The 17,051-nt window shown below is 65.3% G+C and carries 17 protein-coding genes; 14 read left to right on the forward strand and 3 right to left on the reverse strand.

Annotation, left to right across the window (positions count from 1 at the left end):
- Nucleotides 1-172: 172 nt before the first annotated feature.
- From grpE to F595_RS0103620, 8 genes are all read left to right on the forward strand, one after another.
- On the forward strand, nucleotides 173-709 hold the full coding sequence (grpE, locus tag F595_RS0103585; RefSeq protein WP_022955506.1) for a nucleotide exchange factor GrpE: 537 nt from the start codon (nucleotides 173-175) through the stop codon (nucleotides 707-709).
- Between the two features lie 156 nt (nucleotides 710-865).
- Nucleotides 866-2,791 (forward strand): molecular chaperone DnaK, encoded by a 1,926-nt coding sequence (gene dnaK / locus F595_RS0103590; RefSeq protein WP_022955507.1) that lies wholly within the window; start codon nucleotides 866-868, stop codon nucleotides 2,789-2,791.
- Nucleotides 2,792-2,900: 109 nt separating this feature from the next.
- On the forward strand, nucleotides 2,901-4,046 hold the full coding sequence (gene dnaJ / locus F595_RS0103595) for a molecular chaperone DnaJ (RefSeq protein WP_022955508.1): 1,146 nt from the start codon (nucleotides 2,901-2,903) through the stop codon (nucleotides 4,044-4,046).
- A gap of 84 nt (nucleotides 4,047-4,130) precedes the next feature.
- A complete protein-coding gene (gene dapB, locus F595_RS0103600; protein ID WP_022955509.1) occupies nucleotides 4,131-4,934 on the forward strand; it encodes a 4-hydroxy-tetrahydrodipicolinate reductase in 804 nt (267 codons plus the stop codon).
- Nucleotides 4,935-5,118: 184 nt separating this feature from the next.
- The gene (gene carA, locus F595_RS0103605) at nucleotides 5,119-6,264 is read left to right on the forward strand and encodes a glutamine-hydrolyzing carbamoyl-phosphate synthase small subunit (protein ID WP_022955510.1); all 1,146 of its coding nucleotides are present in this window, start codon (nucleotides 5,119-5,121) and stop codon (nucleotides 6,262-6,264) included.
- A 3-nt stretch (nucleotides 6,265-6,267) separates the two neighbouring features.
- Nucleotides 6,268-9,498, forward strand: coding sequence for a carbamoyl-phosphate synthase large subunit (carB, locus tag F595_RS0103610; RefSeq protein WP_022955511.1), 3,231 nt, complete (start codon nucleotides 6,268-6,270; stop codon nucleotides 9,496-9,498).
- Complete coding sequence (greA, locus tag F595_RS0103615; protein ID WP_026913194.1) at nucleotides 9,498-9,974, forward strand: transcription elongation factor GreA; 477 nt, start codon at nucleotides 9,498-9,500, stop codon at nucleotides 9,972-9,974. The genes carB and greA overlap by 1 nt, the downstream gene beginning before the upstream one ends.
- Before the next feature lie 131 nt (nucleotides 9,975-10,105).
- The gene (locus tag F595_RS0103620; RefSeq protein ID WP_022955513.1) at nucleotides 10,106-10,573 is read left to right on the forward strand and encodes an outer membrane lipoprotein; all 468 of its coding nucleotides are present in this window, start codon (nucleotides 10,106-10,108) and stop codon (nucleotides 10,571-10,573) included.
- 51 nt (nucleotides 10,574-10,624) lie between these two features.
- Here F595_RS0103620 and F595_RS0103625 read toward each other — a convergent pair whose 3' ends face one another.
- The gene (locus F595_RS0103625) at nucleotides 10,625-11,107 is read right to left on the reverse strand and encodes a hypothetical protein (RefSeq protein ID WP_026913195.1); all 483 of its coding nucleotides are present in this window, start codon (nucleotides 11,105-11,107) and stop codon (nucleotides 10,625-10,627) included.
- A 132-nt stretch (nucleotides 11,108-11,239) separates the two neighbouring features.
- Here F595_RS0103625 and F595_RS12595 point away from each other — a divergent pair, with 132 nt between their 5' ends.
- Genes F595_RS12595 through F595_RS12600 form a run of 3 tightly spaced genes read left to right on the forward strand, consistent with a single transcriptional unit; the run spans nucleotide 11,240 to nucleotide 13,095 of the window.
- Nucleotides 11,240-11,665 (forward strand): META domain-containing protein, encoded by a 426-nt coding sequence (locus tag F595_RS12595; RefSeq protein ID WP_022955515.1) that lies wholly within the window; start codon nucleotides 11,240-11,242, stop codon nucleotides 11,663-11,665.
- A 30-nt stretch (nucleotides 11,666-11,695) separates the two neighbouring features.
- A complete protein-coding gene (locus tag F595_RS0103635) occupies nucleotides 11,696-11,917 on the forward strand; it encodes a hypothetical protein (protein WP_022955516.1) in 222 nt (73 codons plus the stop codon).
- Entirely contained in the window at nucleotides 11,914-13,095 is a 1,182-nt protein-coding gene (locus F595_RS12600) for a magnesium and cobalt transport protein CorA (protein WP_022955517.1), read from the forward strand. The genes F595_RS0103635 and F595_RS12600 overlap by 4 nt, the downstream gene beginning before the upstream one ends.
- A 37-nt stretch (nucleotides 13,096-13,132) precedes the next feature.
- Here F595_RS12600 and F595_RS12605 read toward each other — a convergent pair whose 3' ends face one another.
- Nucleotides 13,133-14,884 carry a cyclic nucleotide-binding and patatin-like phospholipase domain-containing protein gene (locus F595_RS12605; protein ID WP_169446940.1) on the reverse strand — a complete coding sequence of 584 codons (1,752 nt, stop codon included), beginning with the start codon at nucleotides 14,882-14,884 and terminating at the stop codon, nucleotides 13,133-13,135.
- Nucleotides 14,885-15,010: 126 nt separating this feature from the next.
- On the opposite strand from F595_RS12605, the gene sugE reads away from it, so the two are divergent.
- Nucleotides 15,011-15,331, forward strand: coding sequence for a quaternary ammonium compound efflux SMR transporter SugE (gene sugE, locus F595_RS0103650; protein ID WP_022955519.1), 321 nt, complete (start codon nucleotides 15,011-15,013; stop codon nucleotides 15,329-15,331).
- A gap of 41 nt (nucleotides 15,332-15,372) precedes the next feature.
- The gene (locus F595_RS0103655; RefSeq protein ID WP_022955520.1) at nucleotides 15,373-15,843 is read left to right on the forward strand and encodes an Mpo1 family 2-hydroxy fatty acid dioxygenase; all 471 of its coding nucleotides are present in this window, start codon (nucleotides 15,373-15,375) and stop codon (nucleotides 15,841-15,843) included.
- Nucleotides 15,844-15,865: 22 nt separating this feature from the next.
- Here F595_RS0103655 and yhbY read toward each other — a convergent pair whose 3' ends face one another.
- Nucleotides 15,866-16,177 (reverse strand): ribosome assembly RNA-binding protein YhbY, encoded by a 312-nt coding sequence (gene yhbY / locus F595_RS0103660; RefSeq protein ID WP_022955521.1) that lies wholly within the window; start codon nucleotides 16,175-16,177, stop codon nucleotides 15,866-15,868.
- A 141-nt stretch (nucleotides 16,178-16,318) separates the two neighbouring features.
- Between yhbY and rlmE the strand changes: the two genes are divergently transcribed.
- Entirely contained in the window at nucleotides 16,319-16,960 is a 642-nt protein-coding gene (rlmE, locus tag F595_RS0103665; RefSeq protein ID WP_022955522.1) for a 23S rRNA (uridine(2552)-2'-O)-methyltransferase RlmE, read from the forward strand.
- Nucleotides 16,961-17,051: the final 91 nt, after the last annotated feature.

Here is a 17,051-nt window from a genome sequence, read left to right on the forward strand (position 1 = left end):
TGACATCCGTGCCCCGATGATAGGTCAGTGCGGCGCTTTTCGCGATCATTGCCTGCCTGCGCGTGTTCAGCCCTTGAAATTTGCCGGGCCTGTCGCCATGTGCATTTCAGTCCGATTTCAACGAGTTCAGCGACGCCTGCCGTGAGCAGGGCCGTCCGCGACAGGAGGCAGCATGAGCGATACCCCCCAGGATGATCTTCAGCCCGTCGACACCAGTGCCGATGCGGTGGCGCCGGAGCAGGCCCAGCCTGCCGATCTGGCGGCTCGTGTCGCCGAGCTGGAAAACCAGCTGCGTGACCAGCAGCTGCGCAGCCAGGCCGAGATCCAGAACATCCAGCGTCGTGCCGAGCGTGACGTGACGGCCGCTCACAAGTTCGCCCTCGAGAAGTTTGCCGGCAGCCTGCTTGAGGTGGTCGACAACCTCGAGCGTGCGCTGGCCGCGACCCCGCCGGACGATCCGGCCGTGAAGGCGCTGCACGAGGGCGTGACCCTGACCCACAAGCTGTTCTCGGACACGCTGAAGCGCTTTGCCGTCGATGCCGTCGACCCCATCGGTGCGCCCTTCGATCCCGAGCTGCATCAGGCGGTGTCCATGCAGCCCTCGACCACGGCCGAACCCAATACCGTCACGGCCGTGTTCCAGAAAGGCTACACCCTGTCCGGTCGCCTGCTGCGTCCGGCCATGGTGGTGGTTGCCACGGCGGGCTGAGCCGTGCCGGGCGGGGCATGGGCGAATTTCTGCCGGTGCCCTTGAAAAGCCCGGTGCTACCCACATATCCACAAACATGGCGTGGTGACTGACCGCGCACAGATCAACGAGACAGTATCGGCAGGGTGACGAGCCCGCCGCACAGGAGCAAGCAACATGGGCAAGATCATCGGTATCGACCTCGGCACCACCAACAGCTGCGTGGCCATTCTCGAGGGCGACAAGGTCAAGGTCATCGAGAACGCCGAGGGCGCGCGCACCACGCCGTCCATCGTCGCCTACACCGACAGCGAAGTGCTGGTCGGCGCCGGCGCCAAGCGTCAGGCCGTGACCAACCCCAAGAACACGCTGTTCGCCGTGAAGCGTCTGATCGGCCGCAAGTTCAAGGACGACGTGGTCCAGAAGGACATCAAGATGGTGCCCTACAGCATCGTCGCGGCCGACAACGGCGATGCTTGGGTGGAAGTGAAGGGTGACCGCAAGGCGCCGCCGCAGATCTCCGCCGAAGTGCTGAAGAAGATGAAGAAGACCGCCGAGGACTACCTGGGCGAGCCGGTCACCGAGGCCGTGATCACCGTGCCGGCCTACTTCAACGACAGCCAGCGCCAGGCCACCAAGGATGCCGGCCGCATCGCCGGTCTGGAAGTGAAGCGCATCATCAACGAACCGACCGCTGCGGCGCTTGCGTTCGGCATGGACAAGAAGGAAGGCGACCGCAAGATCGCCGTCTACGACCTCGGCGGCGGCACCTTCGACGTGTCCATCATCGAGATCGCCGAAGTCGACGGTGAGCACCAGTTCGAAGTGCTGTCCACCAACGGTGACACCTTCCTGGGTGGCGAAGACTTCGACCTGCGCCTGATCGACTACCTGGCTGACGAGTTCAAGAAGGACTCGGGCATCGACCTGCACAACGATCCGCTCGCCCTGCAGCGTCTCAAGGAAGCCGCCGAAAAGGCCAAGATCGAGCTGTCGTCGGCCCAGCAGACCGAAGTCAATCTGCCTTACATCACCGCGGATGCCACCGGTCCCAAGCACCTCAACGTCAAGGTCACCCGCGCCAAGCTGGAAGCCCTGGTCGAGGACCTGGTCGCGCGCACCATCGAGCCCTGCCGCGTGGCGCTGAACGATGCCGGTCTCAAGGTCTCGGACATCGGCGACGTCATCCTGGTCGGTGGCCAGACCCGCATGCCGCTGGTGATGGAGCGCGTGAAGGCGTTCTTCGGCCAGGAGCCGCGCCGTGACGTCAACCCGGACGAGGCTGTTGCCATCGGTGCCGCCTTCCAGGGCGCCGTGCTGTCCGGCGACGTCAAGGACGTGCTGCTGCTCGATGTCACCCCGCTGTCGCTGGGCATCGAGACCATGGGCGGTGTCATGACCGTGCTGATCGAGAAGAACACCACCATTCCGACCAAGAAGGCGCAGGTGTTCTCGACCGCCGACGACAACCAGTCGGCGGTGACCATCCACGTGCTGCAGGGCGAGCGGAAGCAGGCTGCGCAGAACAAGTCGCTGGGCCGCTTCGACCTCGCCGACATTCCGCCGGCACCGCGCGGCATGCCGCAGATCGAGGTCACCTTCGACATCGACGCCAACGGCATCCTCAACGTCGGCGCCAAGGACAAGGCAACCGGCAAGGCCCAGAGCATCGTCATAAAGGCCAATTCCGGCCTCAGCGATGCCGAGATCGAGCAGATGGTTCGCGACGCCGAGGCCAATGCCGAGGAAGACAAGAAGTTCGCCGAGCTGGTCGAGGCCCGCAACGGTGCCGACCAGCTGGTGCACGCCACCCGCAAGGCCATGACCGATCTCGGCGACAAGGTGTCCGCTGACGAGAAGGCTGGCGTTGATGCCGCCATCGCCAAGGTCGAGGAGGCCGTCAAGGCCAACGACAAGGCCCTGATCGACGAGGCCGTGGAGGCGCTGGGCCAGGTGTCCATGCCCATCATGCAGAAGATGTATGCCGACCAGGCCCAGGCCGACGGCGCTCAGCCGGGTGCCGAGCAGGCTTCCGGCGCCAAGAGCGGTGATGACGCGGCGGTTGATGCCGAGTTCGAAGAAGTGAAGGACGACAAGAAGTAAGTCGCTCCCGATCATTCCGGATGCAGACGCGGGGACAGCCCCGCGTTTGCGTCTGTATCAGCCAAGCAGTTTCTGATGTGGAGCAGGGCGGCAGGCCCTGAGTGTGAACATGGCCAAGCGTGATTTCTACGAGGTTCTTGGTGTTGCCAAGAACGCCAGCGACGATGAGCTGAAGAAGGCCTATCGCCGTCTCGCCATGAAGTTCCACCCGGACCGCAATCCGGATGACAAGAGCGCCGAGGAAAAGTTCAAGGAGGCCAACGAGGCCTACGAGGTGCTGTCCGACGCCGACAAGCGCGCCGCCTACGATCGCTATGGCCATGCCGGTGTCGATCCGAACATGGCCGGCGGAGCAGGGGGCTTCGGTGGTGGAGCTGGCGGTGCCGGCTTCGGTGACATCTTCGGTGATGTCTTTGGCGACATCTTCGGCGGCGGCGGTCGCGGTGGCCAGCAGCGCTCCAACCGGGGCGCCGACCTCGGCTACACGCTGGAGCTGGATCTCGAGGAAGCCGTGCGCGGCACCAAGGTGCAGATTCGCGTGCCGACCATGGTCGAGTGCGAGACCTGCGAGGGTACGGGTGCCAGGAAGGGCACCAGCGCCAAGCAGTGCGGCAGCTGCAACGGCTCCGGCCAGGTGCGCGTGCAGCAGGGCTTCTTCGTCATGAGCCAGACCTGTCCGGCCTGCCATGGTCGCGGCAAGGTCATTCCGGACCCCTGCAAGAGCTGTCATGGCGAAGGCCGCGTACGCAAGCAGAAGACCCTGGAAGTGAAGATCCCTGCCGGTGTAGACACGGGCGACCGCATCCGTCTCAGCGGCGAGGGCGAGGCCGGCTCGCATGGCGGTCCGGCTGGCGACCTCTACGTGCAGGTGTCGGTGCGTGATCACCGCATCTTCCGTCGTGACGGCGCCGATCTCTACTGCGAGGTGCCCATCGATTTCGTCGATGCGGCGCTGGGCGGCGAGCTTGAAGTGCCGACGCTGGACGGTCGCGTCAAGCTGCGCATTCCCGAGGGCACCCAGACCGGCAAGCTGTTCCGTCTCAAGGGCAAGGGCGTCAAGCCCATACGCTCGCATGCGCCCGGCGACATGCTGTGCCGCGTCGTGGTGGAGACGCCGGTGCATCTGACCGCGCGCCAGAAGGAGCTGCTGCGCGAGTTCCAGGAAGCCGTCAACGGAGACAGCAGCAAGCAGTCGCCGCAGAAGGAGTCCTTCTTCACGGCGATGCGCAAGTTCTTCGATGACATGACCAAGTAAGGTTGTCCGGCAATTTGCCGGTAGGCAGCAGACGAGGCCCCGCTATAATCGGGGCCTTCGTTTTTCTGCCAGCAGGGGCTGATCATGATTCGTATTGCCGTGTGCGGCGCCGGCGGGCGCATGGGTCGCGCCCTGGTGGCCGCCATTCACGCCACCGAGGGCGCCGTGCTGTCGGGCGCCGTCGAGCGTCCCGAGTCAACGCTGCTGGGGGCCGATGCCGGCGAGCTGGCAGGCGTCGGCCACCTGGGGCTGGCACTGACCGGCAGTCTGGCGGACGTGATCGCGCAGACCGATGTGGTCATCGACTTCACGGCGCCTGCGGCCACCATCGTCAACATCGGCATCTGCCGTGACGCAGGCAAGGCCATCGTCATCGGCACCACCGGCCTGGATGCCGGTCAGCGTGCCGAGCTGACCGCGGCGGCGGCAGCCATGCCCCTGGTCTATTCCGGCAATTATTCGGTGGGGGTCAACGTCACCTTGCAGCTGCTCGAGCTGGCGGCGCGGGCGTTCGGTGACACCGTCGACATCGACGTGCTCGAGGCGCACCACCGTCACAAGGTCGATGCGCCCTCCGGTACTGCGCTGATGATGGGCGAGGCCGTGGCCAAGGCGCTGGGGCGTGATCTCGACGAGGTCGCCCGCTATGCCCGCGAAGGCCATACCGGCCCGCGTGAGCGTCGCGAGATCGGCTTCCAGACCCTGCGTGGTGGTGACACCGTGGGCGATCACACGGTGTTCTTCTTTGGCGAGGGCGAGCGTGTCGAAGTGCGCCATGTCGCCACCAACCGGGCCAATTTCGCCCAGGGCGCGGTGCGTGCCGCGTGCTGGCTGGCGGCGCGTTCGGCCGGCCTCTACGACATGCGCGACGTGCTCGGATTCCGCTGAGCGCGTTGCCGTCAGGCGCCCTGCCGGGTTGGACTTTGTCGCCCCACCTGCGTACAATCGCCGCTCAAATCGTGCCTGTGCGCCGTCTGCATCATCAGATACCTGACTGAAAAGCGAGAAGGAGTTCCTCTTCCTCGCTTTTTTTGCGCGCACGCCCCGCTCATCTTGTCATTCGGAGGTCGGTTTGAGTCAGCCCGCCATTCTCGCGCTCGAAGACGGCAGCGTCTTCCTTGGTCGTGCCATCGGTGCCGACGGTCTCACCAGCGGTGAGGTCGTGTTCAACACGGCCATGACCGGTTATCAGGAAATTCTCACCGACCCCTCCTACTGCCAGCAGATGGTCACGCTGACCTATCCGCACATCGGCAACACCGGGACCAACCCGGAAGATGGCGAGTCGGACCGCGTCTGGGCTGCCGGCCTGATCATCCGTGATCTGCCGCTGCTGGCCAGCAACTGGCGCATGACCGAGTCGCTGTCGCAGTACCTGCAGCGCAACAACGTCGTTGCCATTGCCGATATCGACACCCGTCGTCTGACCCGCATCCTGCGCGAGAAGGGCTCGCAGAACGGCGCCATCCTGGCCGGCCCGGAAGCCGCCGCCGCTGGCGCGGTCGACAAGGCCATCGCCGCCGCGCGCGCCTTCCCGGGCCTGAAGGGCGCCGATCTGGCCAAGGTGGTCACGGTCAAGGAAGCCTACCGCTGGACGGAAGGCAGCTGGGATCTGGCCAAGGGCTACGTCACGCCTGATGCCGCCCCGACCTTCAAGGTCGTGGCCTATGACTTCGGCGTCAAGACCAACATCCTGCGTCTGCTCGCCGATCGCGGCTGCGACCTCACCGTGGTGCCGGCGCAGACCCCGGCCGCCGACGTGCTGGCGATGAATCCGGACGGCATCTTCCTGTCCAACGGCCCGGGCGACCCCGCACCCTGCGACTACGCCATCGCCGCCATCAAGCAGTTCCTCGAGACCGACATCCCGGTGTTCGGCATCTGCCTCGGCCACCAGCTGCTGGCGCTGGCCTCCGGCGCGCAGACTCTGAAGATGGGTCACGGCCACCACGGCGCCAACCATCCGGTGCAGGACATCGACAGCGGTCGCGTCATGATCACCAGCCAGAACCACGGCTTCGCGGTTGACGAAACCACGCTGCCGGCCACGCTGCGCGTGACCCACCGCTCGCTGTTCGACGGTTCCAACCAGGGCATTCACCGCACCGACAAGCCGGCGTTCAGCTTCCAGGGTCACCCGGAAGCCAGCCCCGGTCCGAACGATGCCCAGCCGCTGTTCGACCACTTCATTGAACTGATGCAGGCCCGGAAGCACTAAGCCATGCCAAAGCGTACCGACATTCAAAGCATCCTCATCATCGGCGCCGGCCCCATCGTCATCGGCCAGGCCTGCGAGTTCGACTATTCCGGCGCCCAGGCCTGCAAGGCCCTGCGCGAAGAGGGTTACCGCGTCATCCTGGTGAACTCCAACCCGGCGACGATCATGACCGACCCGGCCATGGCCGACTCGACCTACATCGAGCCGATCACCTGGCAGACCGTGGCCCAGATCATCGAGAAGGAGCGCCCGGACGCGCTGCTGCCGACGATGGGCGGCCAGACCGCGCTGAACTGCGCGCTCGAGCTGGACAAGCAGGGCGTGCTGGCGAAGTTCGGCGTCGAGCTGATCGGTGCCTCCAAGGACGCCATCCGCATGGCCGAGGACCGCAAGCTGTTCGACCAGGCCATGCGTCGCATCGGCCTGGAGTGCCCGCGTGCCGGCATCGCCCACACCATGGAAGAAGCCTTCGCCGTGCTCGAGACGACGGGCTTCCCGTCCATCATTCGCCCGTCCTTCACCATGGGCGGCTCGGGTGGCGGCATCGCCTACAACCGCGAGGAGTTCATCGAGATCTGCGAGCGCGGTCTCGATCTGTCACCGACCCGCGAACTGCTGATCGACGAGTCGCTGATCGGCTGGAAAGAGTACGAGATGGAAGTCGTGCGTGACCGCAACGACAACTGCATCATCGTCTGCGCCATCGAGAACTTCGACGCCATGGGCGTGCATACCGGCGACTCCATCACCGTCGCCCCGGCACAGACCCTGACCGACAAGGAATACCAGATCATGCGCGACGCCTCGTGCGCCGTGCTGCGCGAGATCGGTGTCGAGACCGGTGGCTCCAACGTCCAGTTCGGCATCAGCCCGAAGGACGGCCGCATGGTCGTGATCGAGATGAACCCGCGCGTGTCGCGTTCGTCGGCGCTGGCCTCCAAGGCCACCGGCTTCCCGATCGCCAAGGTCGCCGCCAAGCTGGCCGTGGGCTACACCCTCGACGAGCTCAAGAACGACATCACCGGCGGTGCCACGCCAGCCTCGTTCGAGCCGGCCATCGACTACGTCGTCACCAAGATCCCGCGCTTCAACTTCGAGAAGTTTGCCCAGGCCGAGCCGCGTCTGACCACGCAGATGAAGTCGGTGGGCGAGGTCATGGCCATCGGCCGCTCCTTCCAGGAGTCGGTGCAGAAGGCCCTGCGCGGCCTCGAAGTGGGTGTTGACGGCTTCACGCCCAAGTTCGATCCGAATGCTGCCGATGCCGAAGGCAAGCTGCGTCACGAGCTCTCCAACCCGGGTCCGGATCGCATCTGGTACATCGCCGATGCCTTCCGTGTCGGCTTCTCGATGGAAGAGGTTCATCGCCTCACCGGCGTCGACAACTGGTTCCTGGTCCAGATCCTGGACATCGTACAGACCGAAGCCCAGGTTGCACGCCTCGGCTTCGCCGACCTCGATCGCGAGACCCTGCGCGGCCTCAAGCGCAAGGGCTTCTCCGACAGCCGTCTCGCCAGCCTGATCGGCGTGTCCGAGAAGGAGCTGCGCAAGCGCCGCTGGGATCTCGGCGTCAAGCCGGTGTACAAGCGTGTCGACACCTGTGCCGCCGAGTTCTCCACCAGCACCGCCTACATGTACTCGACCTACGAGGAAGAGTGCGAGGCCAACCCCAGCAGCCGTGACAAGATCATGGTGCTGGGCGGCGGTCCCAACCGCATCGGCCAGGGCATCGAGTTCGACTACTGCTGCGTCCACGCTGCGCTCGCCATGCGTGAAGACGGCTACGAGACCATCATGGTCAACTGCAACCCGGAAACCGTGTCCACCGACTACGACACCTCCGATCGCCTGTTCTTCGAGCCGGTGACGCTGGAAGACGTGCTCGAGATCGCCGATCTGGAAAAGCCCAAGGGCGTCATCGTGCAGTACGGTGGTCAGACCCCGCTCAAGCTCGCCCGCGCCCTCGAGGCTGCCGGCGTGCCCATCATCGGCACCACCCCCGATGCCATCGACCGTGCCGAGGACCGCGAGCGCTTCCAGCAGATGGTCGAGCGTCTGAACCTGCGTCAGCCGCCCAACCGTACCGCGCGCTCCTCGGAAGAGGGCCTGCGTCTGGCAGCCGAAGTCGGCTACCCCCTGGTCGTGCGCCCGAGCTACGTGCTTGGCGGTCGTGCCATGGAAATCGTCTTCAACGACGCCGAGCTGGCACGTTACCTGCGCGAGGCCGTGCAGGCCTCGAACGAGTCGCCGGTGCTGCTTGACCGCTTCCTCGACGATGCCATCGAAGTCGACGTCGACTGCGTCAGCGACGGCAAGGACGTGGTCATCGGCGGCATCATGCAGCACATCGAGCAGGCCGGCATCCACTCCGGTGACTCGGCCTGTTCGCTGCCGCCCTACAACCTGTCTGCCGAGCTGCAGGACGTGATGCGCGACCAGACCATCCGCATGGCGCGCGAGCTGGGCGTGGTCGGCCTGATGAACGTGCAGTTCGCGGTCAAGGGCCAGGACGTCTACGTGCTGGAAGTCAATCCGCGTGCCTCGCGCACGGTGCCGTTCGTGTCCAAGTGCATCGGCAACTCGCTGGCCAAGGTCGCTGCCCGCTGCATGGCCGGCATGTCACTGGTCGAGCAGGGCTTCACCAAGGAAATCATTCCTCCGTTCTACAGCGTCAAGGAAGCGGTGTTCCCGTTCGCCAAGTTCCCCGGCGTCGACCCCATCCTCGGTCCGGAAATGAAGTCCACCGGCGAAGTCATGGGTTCCGGCGCGACCTTCGCGGAAGCCTTCCACAAAGCCGTGCTCGGTTCCAACGAGCGCCTGCCGAATGGCGGTCGCGTGTTCCTGTCGGTGCGTGACTCCGACAAGCAGCACCTGCCGCGCATCGGCCGCGAGCTGGCGGATCTCGGCTTCGAGCTGGTTGCCACCAGCGGCACCCAGCGCGAACTGGAGGCCGCCGGCATTCCCTGCCGTCGCATCAACAAGGTGACCGAGGGTCGTCCGCACGTGGTCGACATGCTCAAGAATGGTGAAATCAACTTCATCATCAACACCACCGAAGGCAAGCAGGCGCAGCAGGACTCGTTCTCCATCCGCCGCAGCGCGCTGCAGGGCAAGGTCTACTACACCACCACGCTCAGCGGAGCCGAGGCAGTCTGCCAGTCGCTGCGCTCAAAGGATGCGCTGACCGTGCGCCGTCTGCAGGATCTGCACATCGCCCTCGGACAGGGGAAGGCATGATGCAGCGCTATCCCATGACGGTGCAGGGTGCCGATGCCCTCAAGGCCGAGCTCAACCGGCTCAAGAGCGTTGATCGTCCGGCGGTGACGGCAGCCATCGCCGAGGCGCGCGCTCATGGCGACCTCAAGGAAAATGCCGAGTACCACGCGGCGCGCGAGCAGCAGGGCTTCATCGAGGGTCGCATCAAGGACATCGAGGCCAAGCTCTCTAACGCCCAGATCATCGACATCAGCCAGATGACCAACAATGGTCGTGTCATCTTCGGCGCCACCGTTGACATCGAGAACGTCGACACCGGCGAGGAGAAGACCTACCACATCGTGGGTGACGACGAGGCGGACTTCAAGATCGGCAAGATCTCGGTCAACTCGCCCATCGCCCGCGGCCTCATCGGCAAGTCCGAAGGTGACTCGGTGCTCATCGAGACACCCGGTGGCAAGGTCGAGTACGAAGTGGTGGCCGTTCGTTACGAGTAAGTCGGCTGCGCTGCGTCAACCACGACAAACCCGTTGGTGTTAGTCTTCAATGACTGGCCCAGCGGGTTTTTTCATGCCGGTGTTTCGGGCAGGACTTCGTTGCGGGCACACCCCTGACAAGGAGAAAGAGCATGTGGCGTCCCCTGATCACGGCCGCGCTGGCGGCCACCCTCGCCATCGGTGCGGCAGGCTGCGCCTCGCGCCAGACCGGTGACACCTACTCGCGCAGCGAAGCGCGACAGCCTGGCACCGTGCAGTATGGCAGTGTCGTCTCGTTGCGTCCGGTGACCATCGAGGGCACCAAGTCACCCGTGGGTGCCGCTGCCGGCACCATTGCAGGCGGCATCGCCGGCAGCACCATCGGTGGCGGTCGTGGCAGTGCCATTGTCGCGGTCATCGGTGCCGTGGCGGGCGGGCTGCTGGGCAGTGCCGTCGAGGAGGGCGTGACGCGTGCCAGCGGTGTCGAGCTGATCGTGCGTCTGAAGGATGGCAGCGAGCGTGTCTATGTCCAGGCGCTGGCGGAGAACGAGCGCTTCAATGTCGGCGACCAGGTCCGCATCGTGACCAGTGCCGGTGGCGCACGCGTTACCCGCATGTGAGACAGGCCGGCCCGGATCACGGGATCCGGGCCGGTGACAACGATCAGCTGATCAGTCGCGGTGGCCGCGATGATCGTCATGGCCCTGGCCATGCTTGCCGTGCCCGCCCTTGTGCTCTCCCTTGCCGCCATGCTTGTGGCCATGGTCGTCGTCATGACGGTCATGCGCAGCCTTGCGGCGCTGTTCCTGGCGTTCACGGTACTTCGGCGCGTAGACATCGCGATACCAGCTGTCCTTGACGAAGTAGGCCGGGCGACTGCAGGCGTTGTAGCGGGCGCAGTGCTTGGACCAGTTCCTGGCATGACCGGGCGGGACATGCAGGTAGAGCGGACGGCTCGTGTTCTGACGCAGGTCGCCCACGACCAGCGTCGGGGTGCTGAGCATCAGCTGCGGGCGCGGATAGCTGTCGCCAAGCTGGATCTGGCCATAGTATCCGGGTTGGCCGAGGGGGATGTTGATGGCGACATCCACGGCCAGCGCGGGTGTGCTGATGGCGGATGTGGCAACAAGAACAGCTTTCAACCAGTGTTTCATGATCTGACTCCAGTAATTCATGAGAGCAGTAACGCGGCACTCGTCTGTGCGGATGACAGCTTGAGGCATGAGGGCTTTACAGCGTCCGTCAGCAGTGATTGATTGTGCACAGCAAATGCAAGGAGTGGTGGAATGTCCGACGGAGGCAAGATTCTGGTGGCTGTCATGCTGGCAGCTGCTGTCCAGGGGTGTGCAAGCACGGGTGGCGGCACGGGTGCCGGCGGTATCACTGACCAGGAGTGGGCACTGACCTCGCTGGCTGGCAAGCCGGTGGAGGTGAGCAACCCCCTGCGGCCGCTGACCTTGCGCATTGATTCCGACGTGGTGCGCGCCGGCGGCTTTGCCGGGTGCAACCGTTTCAGCGCCGGCTACGAACTCAGCGGCGATCAGCTGCGCTTTGGTGCCGCGATTGCCACCCGCATGGCCTGCGTCGGTGGCATGGAGCTGGAGCGTGACTACCTGCAGGCACTGTCCCGCGTCACGCGTTACCGGCTGCAGGGGTCTACCCTGACGTTGCTGGCTGACAAGGACGTGCTGGCTACCTATCAACGGCTCTGAGTCGGTTGCGCACGCGCCGGGAGATCTACCATGACACAGGTGCCATTCCGTTCTGCAGCGGGTCTGCCGGCCATCCTGCAGCTGCCGGTGGGCAGTCTTCCGGTGCTTGAGCAACGCTCCGAGGCCGAGCTGCAGCAATTGCGTGCCGCTGTCGAGGCTGCTTTGCAGACTCATGAGGAGCGCATTCGACGCAGTCTGCGCTGGCTGCCTCGGCGCAGACTGTCAGCACCCGGCGGGAGCGAAGCCACATGACGCAGCTTTCACGACGCGCCGAAAGCGAGCGTCTCTGCCTTCTGCTCGGGGTCCCGCCGGAGCGGCTGGCATTTCTTGCCGACATGCCCACCCATGAGACCCACGTCCTGGTGCAGGCCGTGCTGCGTGCACAGTCCTCGATCGGCGTGGCCACGCTGCAGCCACTGATATTCTGGGCGCAGCGCCTGCCGCCGCGCTGGCTGGCTGCCATCAGCCAGTGGTGGCTGAGTCCGGTGGTGGTGGCCATGCTGGCAACCCGCCTGCCGGCGGCACGTGCCAGCCGGATCGCGGAGTACCTCGATGCCGGCTACCTTGCCGAGGTTTGCGCAGACCTGGATCCGCGTGCTGCGCGCGACATCATCCGGCGCCTGAGTCAGAAGCAGCTGGTGCGAACGGCGCTGGCCTTGCTGGCGCGGCAGGATTACGCCACGGCGGGCCGTTTCGTGGATGGTCTGCAGGACGAGGCGCTGGTGGAGATCCTGGAGCGCATGCCGGATGACGAGGCTCTGCTGCATGCGGCGTATTTCATCGAGAACCGGCGCCAGCTCGATCACGTGCTGCGCCTGCTGCCCGAGGCGCGTCTGCGCAATGCCATCCTGCTGGTGCTGGATCCGCAGCGCGACGTGCTGCTGCCGGTGCTTTCGCTGATGATTCATGTCGGCGCCGCCCTGCAGTGCCAGCTTGGCGACATTGCCGCCGAGCAGGATGACGTGCTGCTCACGCACATCATTTCCGTGGTCGATTCGGAGCAGCTCTGGGCCGACTTGCTGCCGGTGCTGGCGCGCTTCAGTGAAGCGGCGCGTGTGCGCTTCCTGCGTCTGCCCATCCTGTGTCAGCAGTCCGGCATGATGTCGCGGATTCTCGCCACGGTGGCGAGGGATGGCTTGTGGGCCGACCTGCTGCCCTGCGTCGATGCCATGCCGGATGCGCTGCAGACCGTGGTCGCTGACTGGGTGCACGGTCTGAGCGATGAAGGGGTGCGCAAGGCCTGCATGGGGGCGCTCACAGGCGAGCACTGGACGTCGCTGCTGCGTGTCGTGACGCGGTTGTCGGTGGCTGACCAGCAGCGCTTCCTGGTCGCCATGGACGAGCTGGCGACGGTTGACGACGACCTGGTGGCGCGCGTGTTGCGCCAGGGGCGCGAGATGGGGCTGGTTCAGCCGCAGCAGGTCGCCTGACTGCGCCCGGGGTGATCCCGGGCGCATGCCTTGCGGCCTAGAGGCGGTGGCGTGAGAGCAGGGCGCTGTGCTCCTCGAGCACGCGCAGGCCGTGCTCGTGACCGATGGCAATCAGCTTGTCGATGCCGCGCCAGTCAAACAGGCTGTAGCCGGCCACCGGCATGTCTATCATCAGGTCGGCTGCCGCCGCCGCCTCGCGGAACAGCAGGGTGTCGGCGGTCAGTGTCGCGGTGCGCATCAGGATGTCGCGGAAGCGCGGTGCCACGTTGCGGTACTCGCGTTGCAGCACCACGTTGGGGTCGGGGCCGTCCGGGGAGGCAATCGGCGCCTTCAGGTCGCCCTGGGTGCTGACATTGGAGGCAATGATGGTGCCGCGCTCCAGCATCTGCATGGCGGTGGTCGGCAGATTGTCGACCACGCCCCCGTCGCAGAGCAGTTCGCCACGGTAGGAGATCGGCGGCGCGAAGCCGGGGATCGCCATGCTGGTGCCGACCCAGCCGGCCAGGCCGCCACGGTCATGGACCACGCTGGCGCCGGTGGTGAGGCTGGTCGAGATGCAGTAGTAGGAGCGGCGCAGATCCTCGATGCGGCGCTCGCCGAAGATCTGTTCCAGTCGCCTGAGGAAGCGCTTGCCGGCAATGATGGAAATGCGCGGCATGGTGTAGTCGTTCAGGTAGTTGTTGTTGACGAAGGTCTCGCGAGCAATGTGCTCGATTTCCACGCTGTCGAAGCCGCAGGCCATGAGCGCCGACAGGAAGGCGCCCATGCTGGTGCCGCCGAGCACGTGAATCGGGATCTGCAGCTGTTCCATGGCGCGGATCAGGCCGATGTGGGCGAACCCGCGCGCACCACCGCCGCCCAGCACCAGTCCCATGCCGCGGCCGCTGACCTGCAGTGCCAGCGATTGCAGATCGCGATGTGACCCGGGATGCAGGAAGTAGTGCGCGCGTGCGCCAGTCAGCTCCAGCCAGGCACGGGTATGCGGCGAGGGATCGCCCTCAGGACGCATGAACACCAGCTCCATCGGGGGCAGCGGCTGGCTGGCGGGGCGTTGCGCAAGGATGGCGGGCAGCTGCGGAGGTGCGCCGGCCTCGGTCACCAGCAGCACGCGGTCGGCATGGCACAGGCACTCGCGCGCCCAGTCATCGTCGCAGCGATCGGCAGCGTAGACCACGTAGCGATGACGTCGCTCCAGGGTGTGCAGCCAGCGTCCCAGGGTCTGCTCGCGCTCGCCGGTGATGGGGCCGGGGCCGAGCTCGGCCTCCATGTGGCGAGCCGTGATCAGTCGGGTGCCGGGCCAGTCTCCCCAGGTCTTGCAGAGGGCACGCGCGAGGTGTGCGCTTTCGGCGCCGGGGTTGACCGGAATCACCGCGATGGTCCCGCCACCGAGCGTGCTGGCGGCGCGTGGCTGGTGACTGTCGCGGGTCAGGCGGGTGAGCGAGACCCGCGTCAGTGCCATCAGCAGCGAGGCCTCGGTATTGAGCAGTGGCAGCAGGTCCGTCTTGTTGAAACGTGCCAGCCAGCTGTCGCGCACCGCCAGCACCGTGGTCAGGTGCGGTCCGTCGGTGAGCAGCCCGACCTCACCGACCGGTTCGCCTCGGGTGATGTAGCCCAGCAGGCTGCCGTCACGAAGCACGCTGAGGCGTCCGCCCAGCAGCAGGAAGAGCGCGTCACCGTCCTCGCCTTCACGATAGAGGTAGTCGCCGCTGTTGACCCGTACCGGGCGGGCGCAGTCGATCAGGCGCTCACGCACCGTTTCTGGCAGCGCAGCCAGGGTCGGGAAGCTCATCAGAAGTGTGGCTATGTCCTTGTCCATGCGCCCGACCATGCGCGAGGTTGGGCATCAGGACAAGCACAACCCGATGTGCAACCATAGCGGTCGATTGCTGGTGCGTCAGTGACTTGGAGGTGTGGCATGGCATGGCTGCTGCTGGTGCTGGCCGGGGTGTTCGAGGTGGTCTGGGCGGTCGGTCTCAAGTACACCGAAGGCTTTTCCCGCCTCTGGCCCAGCGTCATCACGCTGGCGGCGATGGCGGTCAGTGTCGGGCTGCTGGCGCTGGCCATGCGCGGCCTGCCGCTGGGCACGGCCTACGCGATCTGGGTCGGTATTGGCGCGGTCGGCACGGTGCTGGCGGGCATCTGGCTGTTTCAGGAGTCGGCGGACTTCTGGCGTCTGTTCAGCCTGGCGCTCATCATTGCAGGTATCATCGGGTTGAAGCTGGGTACCGGTCGCTGAGGCGACGGTAACGACAGCGCATCACGCAGAGGATAGGAAACATGCGTTCCGAACAGGAATTTCTGGCCGAATACGCCCGCAGCCATCGCAATGCGTTCAATCAGCGCATGCACATGATTTGCGTGCCGGCCATCTTCATGGCCACGCTGGGCCTGTTCTGGCTGGTGCCGGTGGGTGCCTGGCTGGGGCTTTCCGGGACGGCCGCAAGCTGGGTCAACCTGGCCACCCTGTCGGTGCTGCCGGTGCTCTGGTTCTATGCTCGCCTGTCGGGCTGGGCGCTGCGTACCGGCGTCATCTGGTTGGCTGCCAGCTTCGTGGTCATCCTGCTCATGCAGCAGCTGGGCATGGCCCTGTTCGCGCCGCTGCTGGCGCTGTGGCTGGTGGCCTGGGCTGGCCAGTTCTGGGGGCACAAGGTCGAGGGCATGAAGCCGTCATTTGCTGACGATCTGGTTTTCCTGCTCATCGGACCGCTGTTCGTGCAGCAGAAGTGGCAGCGTCAGACGACTGTCTGAGGCGCTGCAGCGTTGCGCGCGCTCAGGCGAGGGCGCGCAGCAGATTGGACAGCTTGGGATCGGGGCGGCGTGCGGCGCGATAAAGCAGCACCAGCTTGCCGATGCGTTGCGCGATTTCGGCGCCGGTGCCTTCCGCGATGGCCTCGATGGTGGCCTGGCGCTCTTCGCGATCTTCGCCGCCAACCCGCACCTTGATCAGCTCATGGTCTTCGAGGCGGGCGTCGATTTCGGCCAGCACGGCGTCGGTCAGGCCGTTGCCGCCAAGCTGGACCAGCGGGTTCAGGTGGTGGCCGATCTGGCGCAGGCGTTTCTTCTCGGCGGTGGACAGGCTCACGGGTGTACCTCGATGTGTCATCTGATGCTGGCCGGTGCTGACTGACAAGTCAGGCACGAGGCGGCGGTTTCTGGTAAAAATATCCCTCTAGTTTAGCGCGTCCCTGTGTCCGGGGTGCATTTTTTCGGAACGACCTCGGCCATGGCCACACGCATCACCAATCACAAGCTCAGCGGCAGCAGCAAGACCTGGATGAAGGAGCATCTGGACGATCCCTATGTCCAGCGCGCCTGGAAGGATGGCTATCGCTCGCGCGCCAGCTACAAGCTGCTGGAAATTCAGGACAAGGACAAGCTGATCAAGCCCGGCATGCACATCCTTGACCTTGGCGCGGCGCCTGGCGGCTGGTGCCAGGTTGCCGGACGGCTGATCGGTGATCGTGGCCGCGTGGTGGCGACGGACATCCTGCCCATGGATGCCTTGCCCGACGTGACCTTCGTGCAGGGCGACTTTCGCGAGCAGAACGTGCTGGATGAGATCCTGTCGGCGCTCGATGGTCAGCCGGTGGACCTTGTAATCTGCGACATGGCCCCCAATATGTCTGGTAACAATGCCGTGGACCAGCCGCGCGCGATGTATCTCTGCGAGCTGGCGCTGGACATGGCCGTGCGCGTGCTCAAGCCGGGCGGTGCGTTTGTCGTGAAGGTCTTCCTGGGGGAGGGCTACGAGGCGTACCGGGCACAGATCCGCGAGCATTTTCCGGTGCTCAAGGCGCGCAAGCCGGACGCGTCGCGCGCGCGGTCGCGCGAGGTGTATCTGGTGGCCACCGGTTTCAAGCCGTGACAGATGTCGCGGTGACCGCTGCAGAATCATTGCCGAGCGTGCCCGTGTGGCGCAAGCTTGGTGCAAGTCATGAACCCGGAGGTTCGACACC

The organism is Perlucidibaca piscinae DSM 21586 (assembly GCF_000420045.1).
In the GTDB taxonomy this organism is placed as follows: domain Bacteria; phylum Pseudomonadota; class Gammaproteobacteria; order Pseudomonadales; family Moraxellaceae; genus Perlucidibaca; species Perlucidibaca piscinae.